The sequence below is a fragment of the Acinetobacter sp. YH12137 genome (assembly GCF_013418535.1).
Lineage (GTDB): Bacteria > Pseudomonadota > Gammaproteobacteria > Pseudomonadales > Moraxellaceae > Acinetobacter.
This window is the reverse complement of record NZ_VPBW01000036.1, coordinates 1-18,813: the sequence shown is the minus strand read 5'-3', so window position 1 is coordinate 18,813 and position 18,813 is coordinate 1. Positions and strand designations below refer to the sequence as shown.

Annotated in this window: 18 protein-coding genes; 5 read left to right on the top strand and 13 right to left on the bottom strand. The window is 43.5% G+C overall.

The window, feature by feature from the left end; translation table 11 throughout:
• Window positions 1-48 precede the first annotated feature (48 nt).
• The gene (locus tag FTU72_RS13530; RefSeq protein ID WP_034580311.1) at window positions 49-768 is read right to left on the bottom strand and encodes a TetR/AcrR family transcriptional regulator; all 720 of its coding nucleotides are present in this window, start codon (window positions 766-768) and stop codon (window positions 49-51) included.
• 114 nt (window positions 769-882) lie between these two features.
• Between FTU72_RS13530 and FTU72_RS13525 the strand changes: the two genes are divergently transcribed.
• The 4 genes from FTU72_RS13525 to FTU72_RS13510 all read left to right on the top strand — a co-directional run bounded on the left by FTU72_RS13525 (window position 883) and on the right by FTU72_RS13510 (window position 4,786).
• Complete coding sequence (locus FTU72_RS13525) at window positions 883-2,331, top strand: coniferyl aldehyde dehydrogenase (RefSeq protein ID WP_159123618.1); 1,449 nt, start codon at window positions 883-885, stop codon at window positions 2,329-2,331.
• Between the two features lie 165 nt (window positions 2,332-2,496).
• Window positions 2,497-2,733: a 50S ribosomal protein L28 gene (gene rpmB, locus FTU72_RS13520; RefSeq protein ID WP_000048256.1), complete on the top strand. Its 237-nt coding sequence runs from the start codon at window positions 2,497-2,499 to the stop codon at window positions 2,731-2,733.
• 16 nt (window positions 2,734-2,749) lie between these two features.
• Window positions 2,750-2,905, top strand: coding sequence for a 50S ribosomal protein L33 (gene rpmG / locus FTU72_RS13515; protein WP_001205031.1), 156 nt, complete (start codon window positions 2,750-2,752; stop codon window positions 2,903-2,905).
• 153 nt (window positions 2,906-3,058) lie between these two features.
• Window positions 3,059-4,786, top strand: a complete 1,728-nt coding sequence (locus FTU72_RS13510; RefSeq protein WP_159123619.1) for a cation:proton antiporter — start codon at window positions 3,059-3,061, stop codon at window positions 4,784-4,786.
• Window positions 4,787-4,986: 200 nt separating this feature from the next.
• Here the strand turns inward: FTU72_RS13510 and FTU72_RS13505 are convergent, their stop codons facing one another.
• The 4 genes from FTU72_RS13505 to FTU72_RS13490 all read right to left on the bottom strand — a co-directional run bounded on the left by FTU72_RS13505 (window position 4,987) and on the right by FTU72_RS13490 (window position 8,406).
• A complete protein-coding gene (locus FTU72_RS13505; protein WP_004781893.1) occupies window positions 4,987-5,265 on the bottom strand; it encodes a hypothetical protein in 279 nt (92 codons plus the stop codon).
• A 104-nt stretch (window positions 5,266-5,369) separates the two neighbouring features.
• Window positions 5,370-5,873 carry a DUF6586 family protein gene (locus FTU72_RS13500; protein ID WP_159123620.1) on the bottom strand — a complete coding sequence of 168 codons (504 nt, stop codon included), beginning with the start codon at window positions 5,871-5,873 and terminating at the stop codon, window positions 5,370-5,372.
• A gap of 209 nt (window positions 5,874-6,082) precedes the next feature.
• Window positions 6,083-6,334, bottom strand: a complete 252-nt coding sequence (locus tag FTU72_RS13495; RefSeq protein ID WP_004781890.1) for an RNA-binding protein — start codon at window positions 6,332-6,334, stop codon at window positions 6,083-6,085.
• 83 nt (window positions 6,335-6,417) lie between these two features.
• On the bottom strand, window positions 6,418-8,406 hold the full coding sequence (locus FTU72_RS13490) for an ATP-dependent helicase (RefSeq protein WP_180053009.1): 1,989 nt from the start codon (window positions 8,404-8,406) through the stop codon (window positions 6,418-6,420).
• Between the two features lie 223 nt (window positions 8,407-8,629).
• On the opposite strand from FTU72_RS13490, the gene FTU72_RS13485 reads away from it, so the two are divergent.
• The gene (locus FTU72_RS13485) at window positions 8,630-9,766 is read left to right on the top strand and encodes a S41 family peptidase (RefSeq protein ID WP_179993117.1); all 1,137 of its coding nucleotides are present in this window, start codon (window positions 8,630-8,632) and stop codon (window positions 9,764-9,766) included.
• A gap of 25 nt (window positions 9,767-9,791) precedes the next feature.
• Here the strand turns inward: FTU72_RS13485 and FTU72_RS13480 are convergent, their stop codons facing one another.
• The 8 genes from FTU72_RS13480 to FTU72_RS13445 all read right to left on the bottom strand — a co-directional run bounded on the left by FTU72_RS13480 (window position 9,792) and on the right by FTU72_RS13445 (window position 18,502).
• Window positions 9,792-10,934: a glycerate kinase gene (locus FTU72_RS13480; RefSeq protein WP_179993118.1), complete on the bottom strand. Its 1,143-nt coding sequence runs from the start codon at window positions 10,932-10,934 to the stop codon at window positions 9,792-9,794.
• Window positions 10,935-11,007: 73 nt separating this feature from the next.
• Window positions 11,008-11,580: an HdeD family acid-resistance protein gene (locus tag FTU72_RS13475; RefSeq protein WP_179993119.1), complete on the bottom strand. Its 573-nt coding sequence runs from the start codon at window positions 11,578-11,580 to the stop codon at window positions 11,008-11,010.
• A gap of 131 nt (window positions 11,581-11,711) precedes the next feature.
• A complete protein-coding gene (locus FTU72_RS13470) occupies window positions 11,712-12,470 on the bottom strand; it encodes a hypothetical protein (RefSeq protein ID WP_180010920.1) in 759 nt (252 codons plus the stop codon).
• A gap of 5 nt (window positions 12,471-12,475) precedes the next feature.
• Window positions 12,476-13,282: an NYN domain-containing protein gene (locus FTU72_RS13465; RefSeq protein ID WP_180010922.1), complete on the bottom strand. Its 807-nt coding sequence runs from the start codon at window positions 13,280-13,282 to the stop codon at window positions 12,476-12,478.
• A 92-nt stretch (window positions 13,283-13,374) separates the two neighbouring features.
• On the bottom strand, window positions 13,375-16,017 hold the full coding sequence (gene topA, locus FTU72_RS13460; protein WP_005232311.1) for a type I DNA topoisomerase: 2,643 nt from the start codon (window positions 16,015-16,017) through the stop codon (window positions 13,375-13,377).
• Window positions 16,018-16,048: 31 nt separating this feature from the next.
• A complete protein-coding gene (locus FTU72_RS13455) occupies window positions 16,049-16,498 on the bottom strand; it encodes an ammonium transporter (RefSeq protein ID WP_179993121.1) in 450 nt (149 codons plus the stop codon).
• 71 nt (window positions 16,499-16,569) lie between these two features.
• Window positions 16,570-17,481 carry a PIN domain-containing protein gene (locus FTU72_RS13450; protein WP_180053008.1) on the bottom strand — a complete coding sequence of 304 codons (912 nt, stop codon included), beginning with the start codon at window positions 17,479-17,481 and terminating at the stop codon, window positions 16,570-16,572.
• A gap of 19 nt (window positions 17,482-17,500) precedes the next feature.
• Window positions 17,501-18,502, bottom strand: coding sequence for a hypothetical protein (locus FTU72_RS13445; RefSeq protein ID WP_180053007.1), 1,002 nt, complete (start codon window positions 18,500-18,502; stop codon window positions 17,501-17,503).
• Window positions 18,503-18,813: the final 311 nt, after the last annotated feature.

The window sequence follows — 18,813 nt, the reverse complement described above, 5'->3', positions numbered from 1 at the left end:
ACTAATTAGTTAAATTAAAAAAATAAGCCGAGTATTCTAACGCGTTTCTTAGATATTCTGAATAGTTTGTTCAGATTCAGGCGGTTTAGGCGACGACAGACTGGCAAACAGCTCTGAAGAACCGAACGAGTTAAGTAAGCTTTCATACGTCTGACGGCTTTCACCACGCAGATAAGCACCTTCCAGGAACACCATCTGACGCAGTGCCTGCCAGACCCATTTTTCTTCCAGAGTGTTGGAATCGGTAATATGACCCGACATATACAGGAAGTTGGTCCAGTTGGTCAGCACGATCCAGAGGTTAATGATCAGCGCTTCAATTTCTGAATCGGTCATTTCCATCAGGCCGGCATTTACGAAGGCTTTATAAATTTTTTGTCCCTGCTGCATCACCTGTCCGGCAAAACGCGGATAAAGCTTGCGGAAATCTTCGTTATTTTCGACCAGATGGTATACATCACGGTGCAGAAAACGATAAGCCCAAAGCTGACTGCTCAGTACCTGAAAATAATGAATCTTGTCATTGGCATCCAGAGCACGGTCTTCCGGAAGTGCCAGCATTTCCAGCGTCTGATGCTGATACTGCTCCATCAGTTCCTTGATAATTTCATTTTTATTACGGAAATGGTAATACAGATTACCCGGACTCATGCCGAGTTCAGCAGCAATATGGTTGGTGGTTACAGATCGTTCGCCACGTTCATTAAACAACTGCAAGCTGAGCTGTAAGATACGCTCTTTGGTTTTTAACGTTTTGGTTTGGGACATCCTAAAATAACCATTCAGTTCATGCATTAGTAGACTAACACACAAAGTAACTTGACTAATTAGAGTATTTGCTCTAAAAATTAATTAATCGATTTTGAATAATGGTAGTGCGGCATGAACAGTCACACAAAAACAACTTCAATGACACCACATTTTCTTGATAGCCAGCACCTCAATGAAATTCTGGCTCAACAAAAACACGCCTACTTACGCTACCCACTGCCGACTGCAAAGGAACGTATCGATCGTTTAGCTCGGCTTAAGCGTATCTTAGTTAAGTATCAAGATCAATTTGCCGATGCAATTAATCAAGACTATGGTAACCGCTCTATCGGGGAAACCAAAATTGGCGAGTTACTGACTTGTCTTGAACATATTAAATATTACAGCAAAAACCTGACCGGCTGGATGAAACCGTCCAAGCGTCATGTCGGTATTATTCACCAGCCGGCAAAAGCCTGGGTACAGTATCAACCTCTAGGCGTGATCGGCATCATCGCACCGTGGAACTACCCTTTATTATTATCCATTGGTCCTCTGATCTGTGCGTTAGCTGCGGGCAACCATGCCATGATCAAAATTTCCAGTTCATCGGCTGCTTTTGGCAAGGTACTGGAAAAAGCCTTAGCTGAAGCCTTTCCTAAAGAACTGGTTGCCGTGGTGAATGGTGGCGGTACGGTATCTGATGCCTTCTGCCGACTGGCTTTTGACAAGATGATTTTTACCGGCTCAACGGCTGTGGGTAAAACCGTGATGGCAGCAGCTGCGGAAAATCTGGTACCTGTGATTCTGGAACTGGGTGGCAAATCCCCTGTACTAGTGCATCCATCCATTGACCTGCGTGATGTAGCTCAGCGTATTGCCGTGGGCAAGCTCTGGAATGCGGGCCAAACCTGCGTGGCACCGGATTATATGTTCCTGCCGCGTGGCAAAACTGCCGAGTTTATCGATCATTTTAAAGCCTGTGTCGAAAGCATGTATCCGGACATCAGCCATAATCAGGATTACACCTCGATTATCAATGACAAGCAGTACAATCGTTTGCAAGGTTATCTGGATGATGCCCGTGAGCAAGGCGCGCAGATTATTGAAATCAATCCACGTAATGAATCGCCAGCAGACCTGCGTAAAATTGCACCGACCATCGTGACCAATGTTATGCCAAGCATGCAGATCATGCAGCATGAAATCTTTGGGCCGCTCCTGCCGATCATGGAATATGATCAAATTGACGACGTTATCGACTTTATTAATAGCCGTCCGCGTCCACTTGCATTATACTATTTCGACTTTGATCAGGCGCGTGCTGATTATGTCGCACAGCGTACCCATTCAGGGCATTTCGGGCAAAACACTGTATTAACCCATGTCGCACAGGATGACCTGCCATTTGGTGGTGTCGGTGCTTCCGGTATGGGTAAATATCATGGGCCAGAAGGCTTCTTCAGTTTGTCGCATGAACGGTCTGTAATGTCGAATCCTAAGCTGTATAGCTTGAAATACATTCTGCCTCCGTTTAATAAGCCGATCCATAAGCTGATTTCGAAGACACTTCTTCGATAAATGATCAAGGCATGAGCTATCACACGGGCTCATGCTTCGTTTTAGACAAAATCGCTTGTCTTTTAAGCGCATTTTTGATATAAAACGCCCCTTGAATGAATTCAATCCGTTTATTTTTGACTGGCCATACAGATTTGCTGTTGGCTAAATCAATGGAGTTACACCATGTCTAAGGTTTGCCAAGTTACCGGCAAGCGTCCAGTCGTTGGTAACAACGTCTCACACGCCAACAACAAAACTAAGCGCCGGTTCGAGCCGAACCTGCACCACCACCGTTTCTGGTTAGAAAGCGAAAAACGTTTTGTACGTCTTCGTTTAACCACTAAAGGTATGCGTATTATCGACAAATTGGGCATTGAAAAGGTTGTTGCTGACCTTCGTGCTCAAGGTCAAAAGATCTAAGTAAGGAGTCAGGACAATGCGTGATAAGATTCGCTTAGTTTCTTCAGCTGGTACAGGTTATTTCTATACCACTACTAAGAACAAACGTACTATGCCGGAAAAAATGGAAATCAAAAAATTTGATCCAAAAATCCGTCAACACGTAATCTTCAAAGAAGCTAAAATCAAATAATTTTAGTTTTTTGAAAAAAGCGACCTTCCCGGTCGTTTTTTTTTGCATTTTTTTTATGCGGCTTGATAAACTTTCTGTTTCTTCTGGCATTTTCTGTGCTTATTTCCCATAAAAAACTGAAATTTCATAAAATTTATTTTAAAGGAGTGTTTAGTGCCACATGACGTAGAGCTCATTATCCTGTTAGCTGTCGGTTTTGGCTTGGCCTTGGTTTTTGGCTATATCGCTGCACGTCTACGCCTTCCCCCACTGATTGGTTATCTGGTTGCCGGGATTCTGATTAGCCCGAACACCCCAGGCGTGGTTGGAGATGTGCATCTGGCGAACCAGCTGGCCGAACTTGGCGTCATGTTCCTGATGTTTGGTGTCGGGATGCACTTTTCTCTGAATGACCTGATGCAGGTCAGGCGTATTGCCTTGCCGGGTGCAGTCTTGCAGATTGCAGTCGCGACACTGCTCGGGGTCGGGGTCTCCATGCTCTGGGGCTGGAATTTTGGCTCTGCCTTGATCTTTGGTTTAAGCCTGTCTTGTGCCAGTACTGTTGTACTTCTCAAAGCCCTGGGTGATCGTGGCCTGCTCGAATCCATTAACGGGAAAATTGCAGTCGGCTGGCTTCTAGTGGAAGATCTGGTTATGGTGCTGGCACTGGTATTATTACCCGCAACTGCAGTACTGCTCGGTGGTCAGGCTCTGGAAGGCAGTAGTAGCGATCAGAATGTCTGGATCACCTTAGGCATTACCTTGCTCAAAGTAGCCGGCTTTATTGCTTTCATGCTGATTATTGGTAAACGTTTAGTGCCAATGATCATGCAGGTGGTGGCACGTTTAGGCTCACGTGAGCTATTTACCTTAACCGTCGTAGCTGCAGCCGTATCGATTGCCTTTGGGGCTTATAAGGTCTTTGGCGTATCCATGGCACTCGGTGCGTTCTTTGCCGGGATGGTAGTGAAAGAGTCTGACTTCAGCCACCGTGCCGAAGAAGAAACCTTACCGCTGCGTGAAATCTTCTCGATTCTGTTCTTTGTGTCCGTCGGTATGCTGTTTGATCCGCGTATCCTGATGGATCAGCCACTTCATGTGTTGGCGGTGCTCGGTATTATCATGATTGGTAAAACCATCGCAGCGATGGCACTGGTGCTGTTCTTCCGCTACCCAATCAATACGGCACTCACCGTCGGTGCATCTCTGGCACAAATCGGTGAATTCTCTTTTATTCTGGCCGCACTTGGTGTATCGCTAAATCTATTGTCACTCGATGGACAAAACCTGATTCTAGCGGGTGCCCTGATTTCGATTACCCTGAACTCGTTTATTTTCTCAGCAGTAGAACCGGTACAAAAATGGATCCGCGAACGTTCGTCTCTGGCGCGCTTATTGGAGCGTAGTGGTGATCCGCTTGCCATGCTACCGGATGAGGTCTCGCAGGACTATCTGCGTGATCAGGTGGTGATTGTGGGTCATGGTGAAGTCGGTCGTCGAATTACCTTATCTCTAATGGAGCAAGATATTAAGGTAGTCATTGCCGAAGAAAACCGTGAGATCGTAGAGAACTTGCGTAAAAAAGGCATTGCGGCAGTTTCTGGTGTCGCAACTGAACCCGGTGTGTTGATTCAGGCTCACATTCAGCATGCACGTCTATTGGTGATCTCACCGATGGATATTATTGATATCCATAAAATCGTGGATATTGCCAAGACCCTAAACCCTGCTATTCAGATCCTGCTATGTGCGGAAAGCAAGGAAGAAGCCGAAGTGATTCGCCGTGACAATATTGGCGAGGTGTACTATGCCAAAGAGGAAATGGCGAGAAATATGAGCAATCATATTTTGAACCAGATCGAGATTGCGCATAACCATCCGCCTACGCATTATTCAGGCTGATTTCTTAAAGAAGTTGTCAGAATTGGCAACTTCTTTTTTTTGATTGAACTGGAATTTATCAGATCGCTAAACCATAAAATTTCAAATTGCGTCTCTAATCTAACCGACTTAATTTTTCTCTTATTCTCTATTTTTCTCATTTTAGAAACACAAAAAAAGCACACTTCAAGTGTGCTTTCCTGCTCGCCAGGGTAGGCAATTTAACTCATATATTTGGGCTCTTCATCCACAACTTCAGCTTGCCATTCATTGACCTGCTGTTCCAGCAAACCATATAAAGCGGCCTGAATCATGTGTTGTGCAATCACAGGCGTTTGATCACCCAACAGGGCTTTCACCTCGTCATTAAACTGAATCATGACTAATGGCTGTTTTTTTGAGCCCGCATTTCGTAATGCCAACGCGCCACCTTCAAGTTGAACGAGTTCCAAAATCGCGTCTTGATTACCAAATAAATCTTTCAACTGTTCTATAGACATATATCCTCCATGTTCAACATGGTGGCAAAGAGCGATTGCACTTTGCATCATTAGAGTAATTGATATAGGGTTAATAATCGCAATTTCAAGTACAGCTGATCAGATTAAAATTCAACCATCTCATTACGAAAACCATCAATAAGCTGCGTCAGGTCACGATGCCATTCTCGTAATATAGCAGTATCAGGTAACCAGGCTTGTGGTGTCTGTGTGACTTTAATGATGAGATTTGAAGAAGTTTCGTCTTCGGGTTGTGGCGAACTTGGCTCTGGCGCATATTGGCAGAGACGGTAAGCACGTTTCAGTTCAGCCAAAAAACCATCTTTGGATAAATGCTGTAATACGGTCACTTCAGGTGATACCTGCCCCTTAGCCGCCATAAGCTCTTCAATCGATTTCAGCGTCGGGCTCAGGTCATTCAGACGGTAATAGCGTACCAGTTCCTGCAAAAAGGCCAGCAGCGCCCCATGCAGATGGAATACGGCAGCTTCACGATGAGCTTGTGCCTGCTGCACATGATCAGTCTGTTCAGCCTGCTGACAGGCCATACGGGCGAAATAAAGTTTTTGATTGGTACGGTCCGCATGATAGCGAGCAACTCGTGTCATCGAGATTTCCTAAGCATTAAAACAAATTTTGGCTCTTATAAAGTAAAACGTCCGCTCGCATTACGCAATGCAAGATTGTCTACGCTGTCGATCTATTCTGCATGATCTTGATACTTCAGACTGCTGATATTAACCCTTCAGTAAAAATCTAGGCCTTTTTAAAGGCAAAAAAAAGAGCATCATACATGCTCTTTTTTATCAGCTGTTATTTAAGCCTGTGGCTTTTCTTCAGCTTGCTTCACACGAATCCCCTGACCATGCAGGCGCAGTGTATTTAAACCTTTAATCGCTTTAACAGCTTCACGGCCATGTGGCATTTCTACAAAGGCAAAACCTTTAGACTTGCCTGTTTCTGCATCCATGACCAGCGTACAAGACTCAACAGTACCATATTGCTGAAACAGGGTCAGCAATTCAGCTTCTGTTACAGTGCGCGCCAAGTTACGAACTAAAATTTTCATCGGATAACCTTAAGAAGATAGGCAAAAATAATCAAAAAGCACGTGCCTACTCTACTTTTTGCGTCAAACCCAGAAGGGATAGTTTAATCGAGATCAATCCCAAAATCTAAATTAATCGATTGGCGTTCAATTAAAGCACTTTTCACAGTCTGTTTACGGGTTTTGTAATGGGTTTCTGTGACACATAAATTGCGGGTCAAATCATTGAGAAAATAGCTTTCAATTTTACGCCCCTGCTCATCTACCGTTTCACGCGCCCAGTGATTCAGGTTTTGTTTGGTCAGAATCAGCTCATTCTGTGCACGAGTCAACGCTACATACAGCACACGACGCTCTTCCTCGACATCATCGAAATCCCCTTGCGCCCGTGCATGCGGATATTGTCCCGGCGTGACATTGGCCACATAACAGACTTTCTGTTCCGTACCCTTGGCCGAGTGAATGGTAATGAGGGTCACTACATCCGTATCCGACTGGCGTTCAATTTCAGAAATAGAGACCGGATCGAGCACATACTCTTCCAGAAATTCACTCACTTGAGCATGTTTAGAAGCTAGCTGTTTTACCAATTCAAAATCTCCCTGACGGCGATTCCAGTCTTTTTTATAGTTCTCGGCCAGTTGTGCTTCAATGGCTTGGACTGCCAGACCAACACAGGCCTGTACTTCGGTTTTGAGTACCGCCATTTGCTTCATAATCAGAATGGTTTCCAGTGGAATCTTGCCAAATTTTTCTAGCTTGTCGGCAATGATATCCATCTCTGGCTCAGCTAAAAGCTGCTGAGACAGCTTACTCGCTCCGACATCACCCACACCATTCCACAACGTTAAAAAACGCATCCAGGCAATATCATCCAGAGGATTCGCCACCACACGCAACAGGCTGAGCAGATCTTTCACATGTGCAGTTTCTAACAGTTTCATCCCGCCGATGAATCGATACGGAACATTGGCCGCGATGCAGGCTGCTTCAATATGTCGCGCTGCATAACTGGAACGTACCAGCACCATATGATCGGACCATTTGCTGCCTTGCAGATAATGGCGCTCTTTTATATCAATCGCGATCCATTTCGCTTCATCAAACTCGTTCGGGAAAATATGCATCTTTGGCTTGATACCTTCACCACGATGCGCATCCAGACGCTTGTCATATTTGATTTCGGACTGATCCAGCAGCCAGTTAGATAGATCCAGAATTTCCTGAGTTGAGCGGTAATTCTTTTCTAGTTTAAAAATTTTTGCATCCGGTACCCGTTCCTTGAAATGGTGAATATTTTCAAAATCAGCACCACGGAAACCATAAATCGACTGTGCATCATCGCCAACACAAAACAGACTGATCTGATCTTTTAGCGGTTCCAGCAATGCCCATTGCAATGGATTAGTATCCTGCATTTCATCCACCAGCATATGCCGACAAATTGAGGACACATATTCCACTAGCCCTTCAGACTGTGCCAAAGCAGTCGCCACCACAGCGAGGATATCATCATAATCCAGAAAGCTACGCGCACACTTACGCGCTTCATATTCCTTCATAATGTCGGCAATCTGGTCTTTGAGTGCCAGATATTCTGGCATCTGCTTTTCCAAAGCCAGACTCAGTTTCTGCCGGGTGTTCCGAGCAAAGGAATACAAATCACATAATTCCTGAGGCTTAGGCAAATGATTGGGGTTCTTCTTGTCATCACGACCGCGAATCAGGCGGAACATCATCAGCTGATCATCACGATCAATAATCGAAAACTGTTCCAGTCCAAAAGCCTTTGGAATCCGGCGCAGCAGATACATACAGAAGGTATGAAACGTTGATGCACGTAAGCCTTTGGCCTGTTCACCGAGTGCCAGTTCCACCCGTGCCACGATTTCACTCGCCGCACGACGTGTAAAGGTCAGAATCTGAATTTGATTCGCTGGTACGCCCTGTTCAATCAAGTAAGCTGCACGTGCCACGATGGTCTTGGTCTTGCCACAGCCTGCCCCAGCCAAAACCAAACTGTGCTTTGCTTCTGTTGTCGCAGCTTGCTTTTGTTGCGGATTTAATTCATCTATCAGGGAGGCTAAACTCATAGTGTCTCAATGTACTAGGGAGAAAGATAGTTTAACAGAGCAGGCTAGATTCTGGGTGTTCTGCTGTTATTTTCCTTTTGATTTATTGTAGAACTCTTTTTTTGTTTCATGCATTTAAATACAACTAAGTTGATGTTTTACATTTGATTTTATAAGTTAAATATTGGTATAAAAATTGCTCAATAAATCTCGTATTTTTTAATAAAAACAAGGATGCTGCAACTTGCATACAACCTATAAAACACTCAGCGCTTTGATCATGAGCTTTGGCATGTATTCAAATTTACATGCAGAAACAGTTTCTATAGAAATGACACCCGAAGTCTGCTTAAAAGACCTTGAATATACCGCCCACCTCATCCTTGAAAATGATGCAGGGATTATTGCCAAAAGATGGACCACCTACCCTGAACAGATTCAACAGATTTTCAATCAACAAAAAGAAAAACTTCAGGGTGTAAAAACCGTTGTGGAGTGTCAAAAAATTATTCGACCTTTCATGAAATCCATTCGAAATGGTCATTTAGGTATTAGTATTCATCCAGATGCACAAGCAGCACAACAGCAATCTTCAGACACGCAAGTACCAATTGAAGTGATAACAGAAAATAAAGCTGAGAGAGTTACCACAAAAAAACTATCTGATTCCACCACCTTACTAACCATTTTATCTTTTGACTATGCTCTGTATGAAAAAATTCAGCAGGTGGTATCCAGTAATCAAGATAATCTTTTAAAAGCACCGTATTTGATTATTGACTTGCGTAACAATGATGGCGGCAGTGACCAAACAGCTGAAGTATTATATAAGATTTTAGGGGAAGCGAAGTACTGGAATACCTCTCCACAAATTTATGCCTCCTCTACCAATATTGACGGATGGGAAGCATACAAAAGCTTTTTAACAGATGAAGATTCACTGACTCATCTCAATAAAACAATTAAAAAAATGCGTGAACAGCAAAATCAATGGGTCAGTATGAGTTCATACAAAGAATCGCAAGAGGTGGTTACAAGCAAAGATATTTTAGCAACACCGCAAAAGGTGGTAATCTTGATCGATAAAAATTGCGGTAGCTCATGCGAACAATTTGTATTAACTGCGCAGCAAAATCCTCGTGTGGTCACGATGGGGCGGCCAACCTATGGCGCTCTTGATGCCTCAAATGTGATGGAAAAGACCTCGCCTTCCAAGCAACTTCAAATTTACTATGCATCAACCTATATTCACCGCCCTGCAGGTAAAGAAATTGACGGCGTTGGCATCCCGCCAGCCATCAAACTACCAAAACCACAAAACCAAGCTGAATATAGTGCCGAAATTCAACTTGCACAGCGTTATTTAGAACAAGGTCTATAATGACTATGATGTCTAGCTTTTAAACCTATTGTACTAAATCCAAATCAGCACAAACTTTCGAAACTGCTAATTGCAGATTTACTTCTGCATTTTTTAAGGCTTCTTCTAAAGGACAATCTGGTGGATTAATACCAATAATCTGGCTAAATCCTGATTCAAACAGATCCTCAATTCCTTCACCGACTAGACCCGCAAAAGCAATCACAGGTTTATTCAATTGTTTGGCCACTTGTGCCACCCCAAATGGTGTTTTACCGAATTTGGTTTGAAAATCAATTTTACCTTCACCAGTCAGGACATAATCTGCCTGAGCTATTTTCTCGCTCAATTGAACCTGTTCAATCATCAGTTCCACCCCGGAACGAATAGAGGCAGCGGTGAATGCCATTAAACCAAAACCCAGTCCACCGGCTGCACCCGCACCTGCAACATGACGATGATCATGGCCAATCTGCCTAGCGGCTACATCGGCAAAATGACCAAGGTTTTGATCCAGCTGCTTGACCATTTCCGGCATTGCCCCTTTCTGTGGGCCAAAGATTATCGATGCACCATGTGGTCCACACAGCGGATTATTGACATCTGATGCAATGATTATTTCAGTATCTGCTAAACGTGGATCCAGTCCAGATAAATCCATTGATTTGACCAGATCTAAGTTTCCACCACAGACCTGAATTGGCTCACCTACATGATTTAAAAACCGCACGCCCAGTGCCTGAGCCATCCCTGCACCAGCATCATTGGTAATACTGCCACCCAGCCCAATGATGATTTTTTTCACTCCCAGATCCAATGCCTGTTTAATCATCTCTCCTGTGCCATAGGTTGACGTGAACATCGGATTACGCTGTGAAGGTGGTAATAAATGAATGCCATTGGCCTTGGCCATTTCAATCACGGCGGTTTGACCTGCGTCCATTAAACCCCAATAGGTATGAATACGTTGCTCAAACAGTGGCCCGGTCACTTCACATGGAATTTGCTGTCCCCTTAGGCTTGAAATTAGCGCATCGACAGTTCCTTCACCACCATCAGCCATCGGTACCTGTATGATACAGGCATCCGGAATGACTTTCTGGATACCCCGCTGCATTGCTCCACATGCCTGTTGAGCACTCATACTTTCTTTAAAGGCATCTGGTGCAAGAACAAAGATTTTTGACATATAGCGACGATCACTCTTTTTGGTATCTCTACAGTATCAAAAAGAGTGTATATAATGCTCTTAAAACAAAGGATTAAACCTTAGATGAACTTTTCGGAACCTCACGGCGAATATAGGAAGCAAGCATCAGGTAGTTAATACCCTGAAATAAAATATCAACGGCTAGAAACAAGCCCAACACCCAGAACGGAGCATCTGGTGTCCGCAAGATCATGATTCCGGCCAGGAGAGTCAGTATGCCGGAAAACAGGATCCAGCCCCATCCCGCCATTGGCCGGAATACAAAGGCATTTATTAAGCGGATGACTCCTGCAATAATCAGGATAATGGCCAGAACATTGGTTAGAACGATCGCGGTTTGCACGGGTGTGGTAAAAGCAAAATATCCGGCGACTAAATACAGCAGGCCAAATAAGGCCCAGAACCAGCGCATACCGCCCTCAAAAATCTTGAAGGATGCGATAATATGTAAGACCCCACCGACCATCATCAGCACGCCAAATATAAATACTGCAGATAAGGTTGCCACAGGTAAGGTCGCCAATAAGATCAAACCAAAAATAACCAGCAAGATACCAAAGAGCAGATACCATTTCCGGTTTCGATGTAAGGAATCGAATACAAGGTCATTACCTACTGTTTTCATTTTTATTCTTCTTGATGCTGTTCGTTTAATTTATCTTAAGCGATTTAATTGACCATACTGTATAAAAAATGCAACTTTCATGTCATGACTTCAAGCTGGCAACAGCTATGGGGTCAGTGACAAGGAGGTTGTTATTCTTTCCACCCAAGTTCAATGGCTGTGATCGCATTAATTAATGTCTGCTCTAAAGCATCTGGCATTTTGCTGGTCGTTTGAGAAGTGGGAATATGACCTGCCATCAGCTCTGCTTTGGCTTGCGGAAACAAAGGTTGCTGATCTGGAAATGCATAACCCACCGGATAAAGCGGCTGTCCTGTCGCTAAATCATATTTGTCCGAGGCCCCAAAAGCATGCAGCAACTCATGTACCAAGACAATTTTATTCTGTTCAGCCTGTTTTTTGGAGGCAAATAAATTGACTGATCCAATCCGACCTTTTTGCAAGGCAGTTGAATGCCTTAATTGCTTGGTTTGTGCAGGATCATAATAATTTAAATATAAAGTCACACTAGGTGAACCATCAGTACTTTGATGCTGTTTCCAGGCATAAAAACGGAATTTCAAACTCCATAAAACGGTATCGATGAGTGAGGCCTGCTCAGGGACTTTCGGCGGTAAAGCGTTAAGTTCACGACCTAAATTAAAATAAAAATAAGTTGGCTGACCACGATATTGCTGTGCTGCTTTTTCCAGATATTCCCTGGCTCCATTCAGATCCTGACCCGACAGTTGCTGGATATATTGCTGTGTGGTCGGCAATCCATCAGCATTAATCGGATGTAGCAATACCATAACCGGTTTGGACCAGTTCTGATTTTGGTCCCGATAGGCATTGACTGCAACAATCAACAAGATGATTAATAAAATCAGAATCCGAATCTTTTTCCACATGTCATTTACACGCTCTGTTTTTTTATTTTTCTTAAATACATCTGGCTCATTTCAATCTTGGTTTCAAAAAGATTTAGAGTTTTAATTAAACCTGACAATTTGGCTCTACCATAGTTACGAGAATCAAAATCAGGTTTTACTGCACTGATATACTGTCCCACCATACTTAAATTCGCCCAACCATTTTCATCCGCATTATCTTTTACAGCTTTATAAATCAGATTCAGCGTAGCTCGATCCATCCCTTCAGGAAGATTTGAATTTTCCTTAGTTGGAGTCACCATCTTATGGTCTAAAGATTTGTCAGAGCTTACTCCTTTCTTCGGGGAAGTATTAGCGAGTTCATCCTCTTCCTGCTGCTTGATATCAATGTCTGCAATTAAGTTTTCCACATAAATAAACTTATCACATGCTTTTTTAAAGGCTTCTGGAGTCGTTTTCTTTCCAAAACCATATACACTCAAGCCATTTTCACGGATTCTTGATGCTAAAGGAGTGAAATCACTATCACTGGAGACGATACAGAAACCATCCAAAGCACCTGCATATAACAAGTCCATGGCATCAATAATCAGGATCATATCCGTGGCATCTTTACCCTTGGTATAGGCGAATTGTTGTACCGGAGTAATAGCAAGTGGAAGTAGCACATCTCGCCATTTCTTTAAAGTTTCGCTACTCCAGTCCCCATACACACGTTTGACACTGGCAATGCCATATTTCGCGACTTCTTCTAAGACTGATGAAATGGCATTGATGGAAGAATTATCGGCATCAATTAATACAGCAAACTTTTTGGTCTGAATATCCACATTTACCCCAAAATATTATTTTTAATTTTTTCTATAAATGATTCTGACATAAAAAATGCCGACTTTCGTCAGCATTTTTTCAATCTTGAAGTTTAGGCCTCAACCCATTTGCCATCCTGATAGACCAGCGACCATTTGGTTTGCTTGCCTTCAGGGGTTTCCGAACCAATATATTGAGACTGGTTCTTACGGCTGAATTTCACCAAGGTTGGATTTCCTTCAGGATCCACATCTGGTGCCTGCAAAATAAACTGATATTTTGGATCTAGCTGATCCGCTACAGTACGCAGTTCTGCAACCTTCGGTGCGCGAGTTTCACGGACTTTCGGGAACTTGCTCGCGGCCAGGAACAGACCGGCGGCACCATCACGCAGAACAAAGAAATCATCATGCTTGGTTGAACGTAAGTGTTCCATCTTGATCGGATCAACACGCGGAGGCGCAGGTTGACCATTCTTCAAGACTTTACGGGTATTCTCACAGCTGGTACAGGCAAAATATGGACCAAAACGGCCAGTTTTCAGCTGCATTTCACCATCACATTTATCACATGGAATGGTTGGGCCATCATAACCCTTAATCTTGAATTCGCCTTCTTCCAGCTCATAACCTGTACAGTCCGGGTTATTACCACAGATATGCAGTTTACGGCCGCCATCAATCACATAGCTGTCCATTGCAGTGCCACAGACTGGACAACGTTTTTTCGACATCAGGTCAGCAGTTTCTGCTGCATCATCATCAGACAGTGCAGCCAGAGATTCAACCGGAGTCAGGTTCAATGTACCTTTACAACGTTCTTTCGGTGGCAAGTTATAACCCGAACAGCCCAGGAATACGCCTGTTGTACCGGTACGGATCTGCATCGGACGGTCACATTCTTTACAATGGACTGCTTCAACTTCGACAGGCTGATTGCGGCGCATGCCGTTTTCACCCTGAGCATTGGTCAGACGTTTTTTGAAGTCACCATAGAAGCTGTCTAACAGATCTTTCCAGTTACGCTCACCATCTGCCACTTTATCCAGCTGACCTTCAAGGTCTGCAGTAAAGTCATAGTTCATCAGGTTATTGAAGCTTTCATCCAGACGATCGGTGACGATCTCACCCATCTTCTCAGCAAAGAGACGACGGTTCTCCAGTTTTACGTAACCACGATCCTGAATGGTCGAGATAATGGCAGCATAAGTCGAAGGACGACCAATACCTTTTTTCTCAAGCTCTTTTACCAATGATGCTTCAGTAAAACGTGCCGGTGGTTTGGTAAAATGTTGAGATGGATCTAGTTTTTCCAGCTTCAGCACTTCACCAACTTTCACAGCAGGCAACAGTACATCATCATCAGATTTGTTCTGGCCACGAACTTTGGTGAAACCATCAAATACCAGAGTACGACCTTTGGCTTTCAGTTCAACACCATTCGCATCCACTAAAATAGTCGATGATAAATATTCTGCTGGTGTCATCTGACAAGCTACAAATTGACGCCAGATCAGGTCATACAGACGCTGTGCATCACGTTCCACTCCAGCCAGACTATCGCCTTTCAATGCCACATTGGATGGGCGAATGGCCTCATGGGCTTCCTGCGCACCGGCTTTATTACCATAACGGTTCGGCTTGGCTGGCAAATATTTCTCGCCGTATTCAGACTCGATATGACCGCGCACCATATTGACTGCATCATCACTCAGGAAGGTGGAGTCAGTACGCATATAGGTAATGAAACCAGCTTCATACAGGCGCTGTGCCAGCATCATGGTTTTCTTCACCGAGAAACCTAGACGGGTACTTGCGGCCTGTTGCAAGGTAGACGTGATATACGGCGCGCTTGGATTCACCTTGGTCGGTTTATCTTCACGGCTAATAACTTTATATTCGGCGTCTTTAATCAGATTCAGTAAAGCGTCAGTTTCAGCTTTATTATGCAGCTTTAAAGTCTTGCCATTTTGCTTGACCGCTTCCAGACGGATATCATCTTTCTTTGATTTGGTATCTGCAAAAACCTGCCAGTATTCTTCCGGAATGAACTTACGAATTTCACGTTCGCGTTCCACGACCAGCTTTACAGCGACAGACTGTACACGTCCCGCAGACAGGCCACGGGCAATTTTTTCCCATAGCAGTGGCGAAATCATGAAGCCGACGACACGGTCCAGGAAACGGCGCGCCTGCTGGGCATTAACCTTATTGGTATCTAGACGTGAGGGCTGTTTAAACGCTTCCTGAATGGCATTTTTGGTAATTTCGTTAAAGACCACACGCTGGTAGCGTGAATCATCACCGCCGATCACTTCTTTTAAATGCCAGGCAATCGCTTCCCCTTCACGGTCCAAATCCGTTGCCAGATACACTTCATCGACTTGCGATGCCAGTTTTTTCAGTTCAGCGACTACGCCTTCCTTGCCCGGAAGGACTTCATATTTGGCTTTCCAGTCATGTTCTGGATCGACACCCATCCGGTTAATCAACGCCTGCTGTGATTTTTCCGCTTTTTCTGCTTCAGTCAGCTTGGTTCGGGTCACCGGTTTTTTCTCTGCAGTTTTCGCAGAGCCGCCCGTTGGCAAGTCACGCACATGACCCACCGAGGATTTCACGATGTAGTTTGAACCGAGATACTTGTTGATTGTTTTCGCTTTTGCAGGCGACTCCACAATCACCAAGGCACGTTTACTTCCAGCGTCGGAAGACTTCGCCGTGCTGCTTTTTGATGTGGACCGAGGAGCGTTCGCCATATTAACCGTTTAATCCTGTTTATTTCTAAAATTAAAGTTCAGCCAAAGAATGTAATAGTGCCTTGATGTCATCAAGTTGTGTGGCTCTAAGATCAGATTCTTCATCCCAATAGAGTCCTACACAGTTTGCCTGCATATCAATAGCATAAATGCCCTTTAATGCAATGGGAAAATCTTTAAATTTGTCATCCCCATACACCAGTTCAAGTTTGTTATCAACCACGCGGGCACGCATCAGCGGTAAACGGGCATCTGGAAGCAGCACACTATAATAGGCCACCATACTGGCACGACTTTCAGTCGCCTTGGGAATGTTGGTCCAGTCCGGTGCAACCACCAGACGTGGATGTAAGCCCATCTTGCGGGCTTTATCACGCATAAGTCCTAATGCCTTTTCTCTAGGACTCACACGCAGACCAAAAATAGACCCCAGTACGAAAACGATGATGACAACTGCCACCCAGATTCCGGTATTTTCCATAGTTCAACCTTTATGTTCTTATATTAGATTTGCATAAGCCCGCTATAAAAGGCAAGCACCGCTGGATAAATTTAATTTCCCAGCAGCTGCGGACTATAAATAATTTCCCGTTTATTTAACTGTATTAGCTGATGTTTGATGAGTAAATCGAGTGATTCTCGTACCTCTTCCTTAGGCACGCATCGCTCTAGTAACGCCTCGAAACTGGCAATAAATTTAGGCCGACGTTCTGCAAAAACATTGAGATAAGGCATCAGGCGCAGACGTAAATGACTTAATTTTCTTTCAGTCACTTCATCTTGAGTTTCGACGGTTTCGACGGTTTCGACGGTTTCGACGGTAGCTAAATGCTGTTTATAAAATTTTTCAATTGCTGCAGTCTGATATTGAAGCTTACCAGACTGATTTTTAATAATTTTTATTCTAATTAATTCATCTACTAAAAGCTGAGCATATTTTTCTTCCACTTTTAAATTGGCTTTAAGCGAGTTGATTAAAGTTTCTACTTTTGCAGGCTTAGAAAAGTTACTTCTCACTAAATTGGAGCAGTATTGAAAAATCAGTTTTTGAATGTCTATTTCTGCTTTTATTTGCTGAGCAATATTTGGATTGACTAATGGTTTAGCTGAAATAACTTTAGCCTGAAATTTGGCAATTTTAAGTAAGTCCGCCACATATTCCATAGAAAAGTCATTCGACATAATCTCGAAGCAAACTTCAGAGCTTTTATATTGGGTAGAAAGCTGTCCAGCAATAAAACATAGGCCAAAATCAGCAGCGTCTTTACCTATTTTAGGCATCTTCAGGACTTTTAGTTTTCCTGCACTGATTGCAGGTGCAAGCCTGACGACACCATCCAGACTAAACCCCATGGGCGTTTTGGCATAGACCAGATAAACATATTGATATTGGGCAAGATATTGAAGGAGCTCTGTTTCAGTTTTAGGTAAGTTTTCAATATCCAATAACAGTATTTTTTTCATATGCCCTCATGAGGTTATTCTAATTTAGAAACATCTCATGACTATATAACACTTCGTGACCATTCCAATAAATATATCCTTTTTCAATCAACTCTTTAAGTAAAAGACGGACATCGGATTTTGGAAATAACTGCTCGAGCAAATCACGTAATTCATAAATATCTTTAGGCTTATTTCCCTGTAATTCGCGCAGCTTGCGTGCAACTTCGAGCTGTACCGGATCAATTTTATTAAAGTTTTTAAACAGGCCTTGCTGGGCAGACTGGATTAGAGATTGAGCAGATTCAACAACAGGCTCTTCAGGATTAAGCTTCGAGATCACCTGATTCAAAGCTGGTTTTTCAATGGGTACATGTTCATTGAGATCCAGCTGCACCCACTGTTTCAGCACTTTTTTACGGAAACTGATTTGCTCGTCATAACGTTTGACTATTTTCAGATTAATCAGCATGCCAACTACATGCTGGGCTTTGCCTGGTAAAACTTGCAGAATATTGGTGACAGAATTTTTTAAGGTTTCGAGCGTGGTCGGTTTACCACTCATCTTGCCGAGCGCATCACAATATTTTTTCACCAGCTGCAAAGCCGGTTTAGCTTTAATGGCTTCAATACTTGGCAACTGGATTTTGGGTTTATCTTGAGTCTCTGTTGATGCATCCTCTGGCAACACCTGAATCAGGCTGCAATCAATATCTGAAGCCTGTAGCATCTGCATTAGCATTTCACTGCTATCCATCGCAGAGATCAGCTCGACCTGAGTATCTGCTTCCAGCAAAGCCATCAACTGGCCCACAATCACGGCATATTCATATTCCTTATGCTCTGCTTCCAGGACGTCCAGAATGATAATTTGTCCGCTGCTGATCCAGCTCGCCAACTCAGTCAGTTCTTCTAGAGCAAACTCGAATTTTCCGGCACAGTTAAACAGATACAAGGTCGGATAATGTTCAACAATGTCACGTAACAGTTTGGCTGTAGGAAAGTTATTTTCGAGATCAAGAAGGACAACTTTTTGGCGCATAAGGCAAGATTAAAAACTGAGCTAGAAAAATACTATTAGAGTAGGAAGTGTGTGAAAGGTCAAATAGTTTCCTCCTTCCATGACGATATTTAGATTTTAAAGATCATCTTGGACGGAATAAAAGTAGCGACTTGGTTTAGGTTTATCGAGCTTCACCTACTTAAAAGAAAACCCTCACGACTGGAGTAATGCCAGTCAGTTAAGAGATTGACTGGCATTTTTTTGGGTATTTCTGTGGTTTCCCTTTCACAACTCGTGGGTAGTTTCTACTTCTTTTTTTCGGTAAAACATACCTTTTAGATTTTTCCATT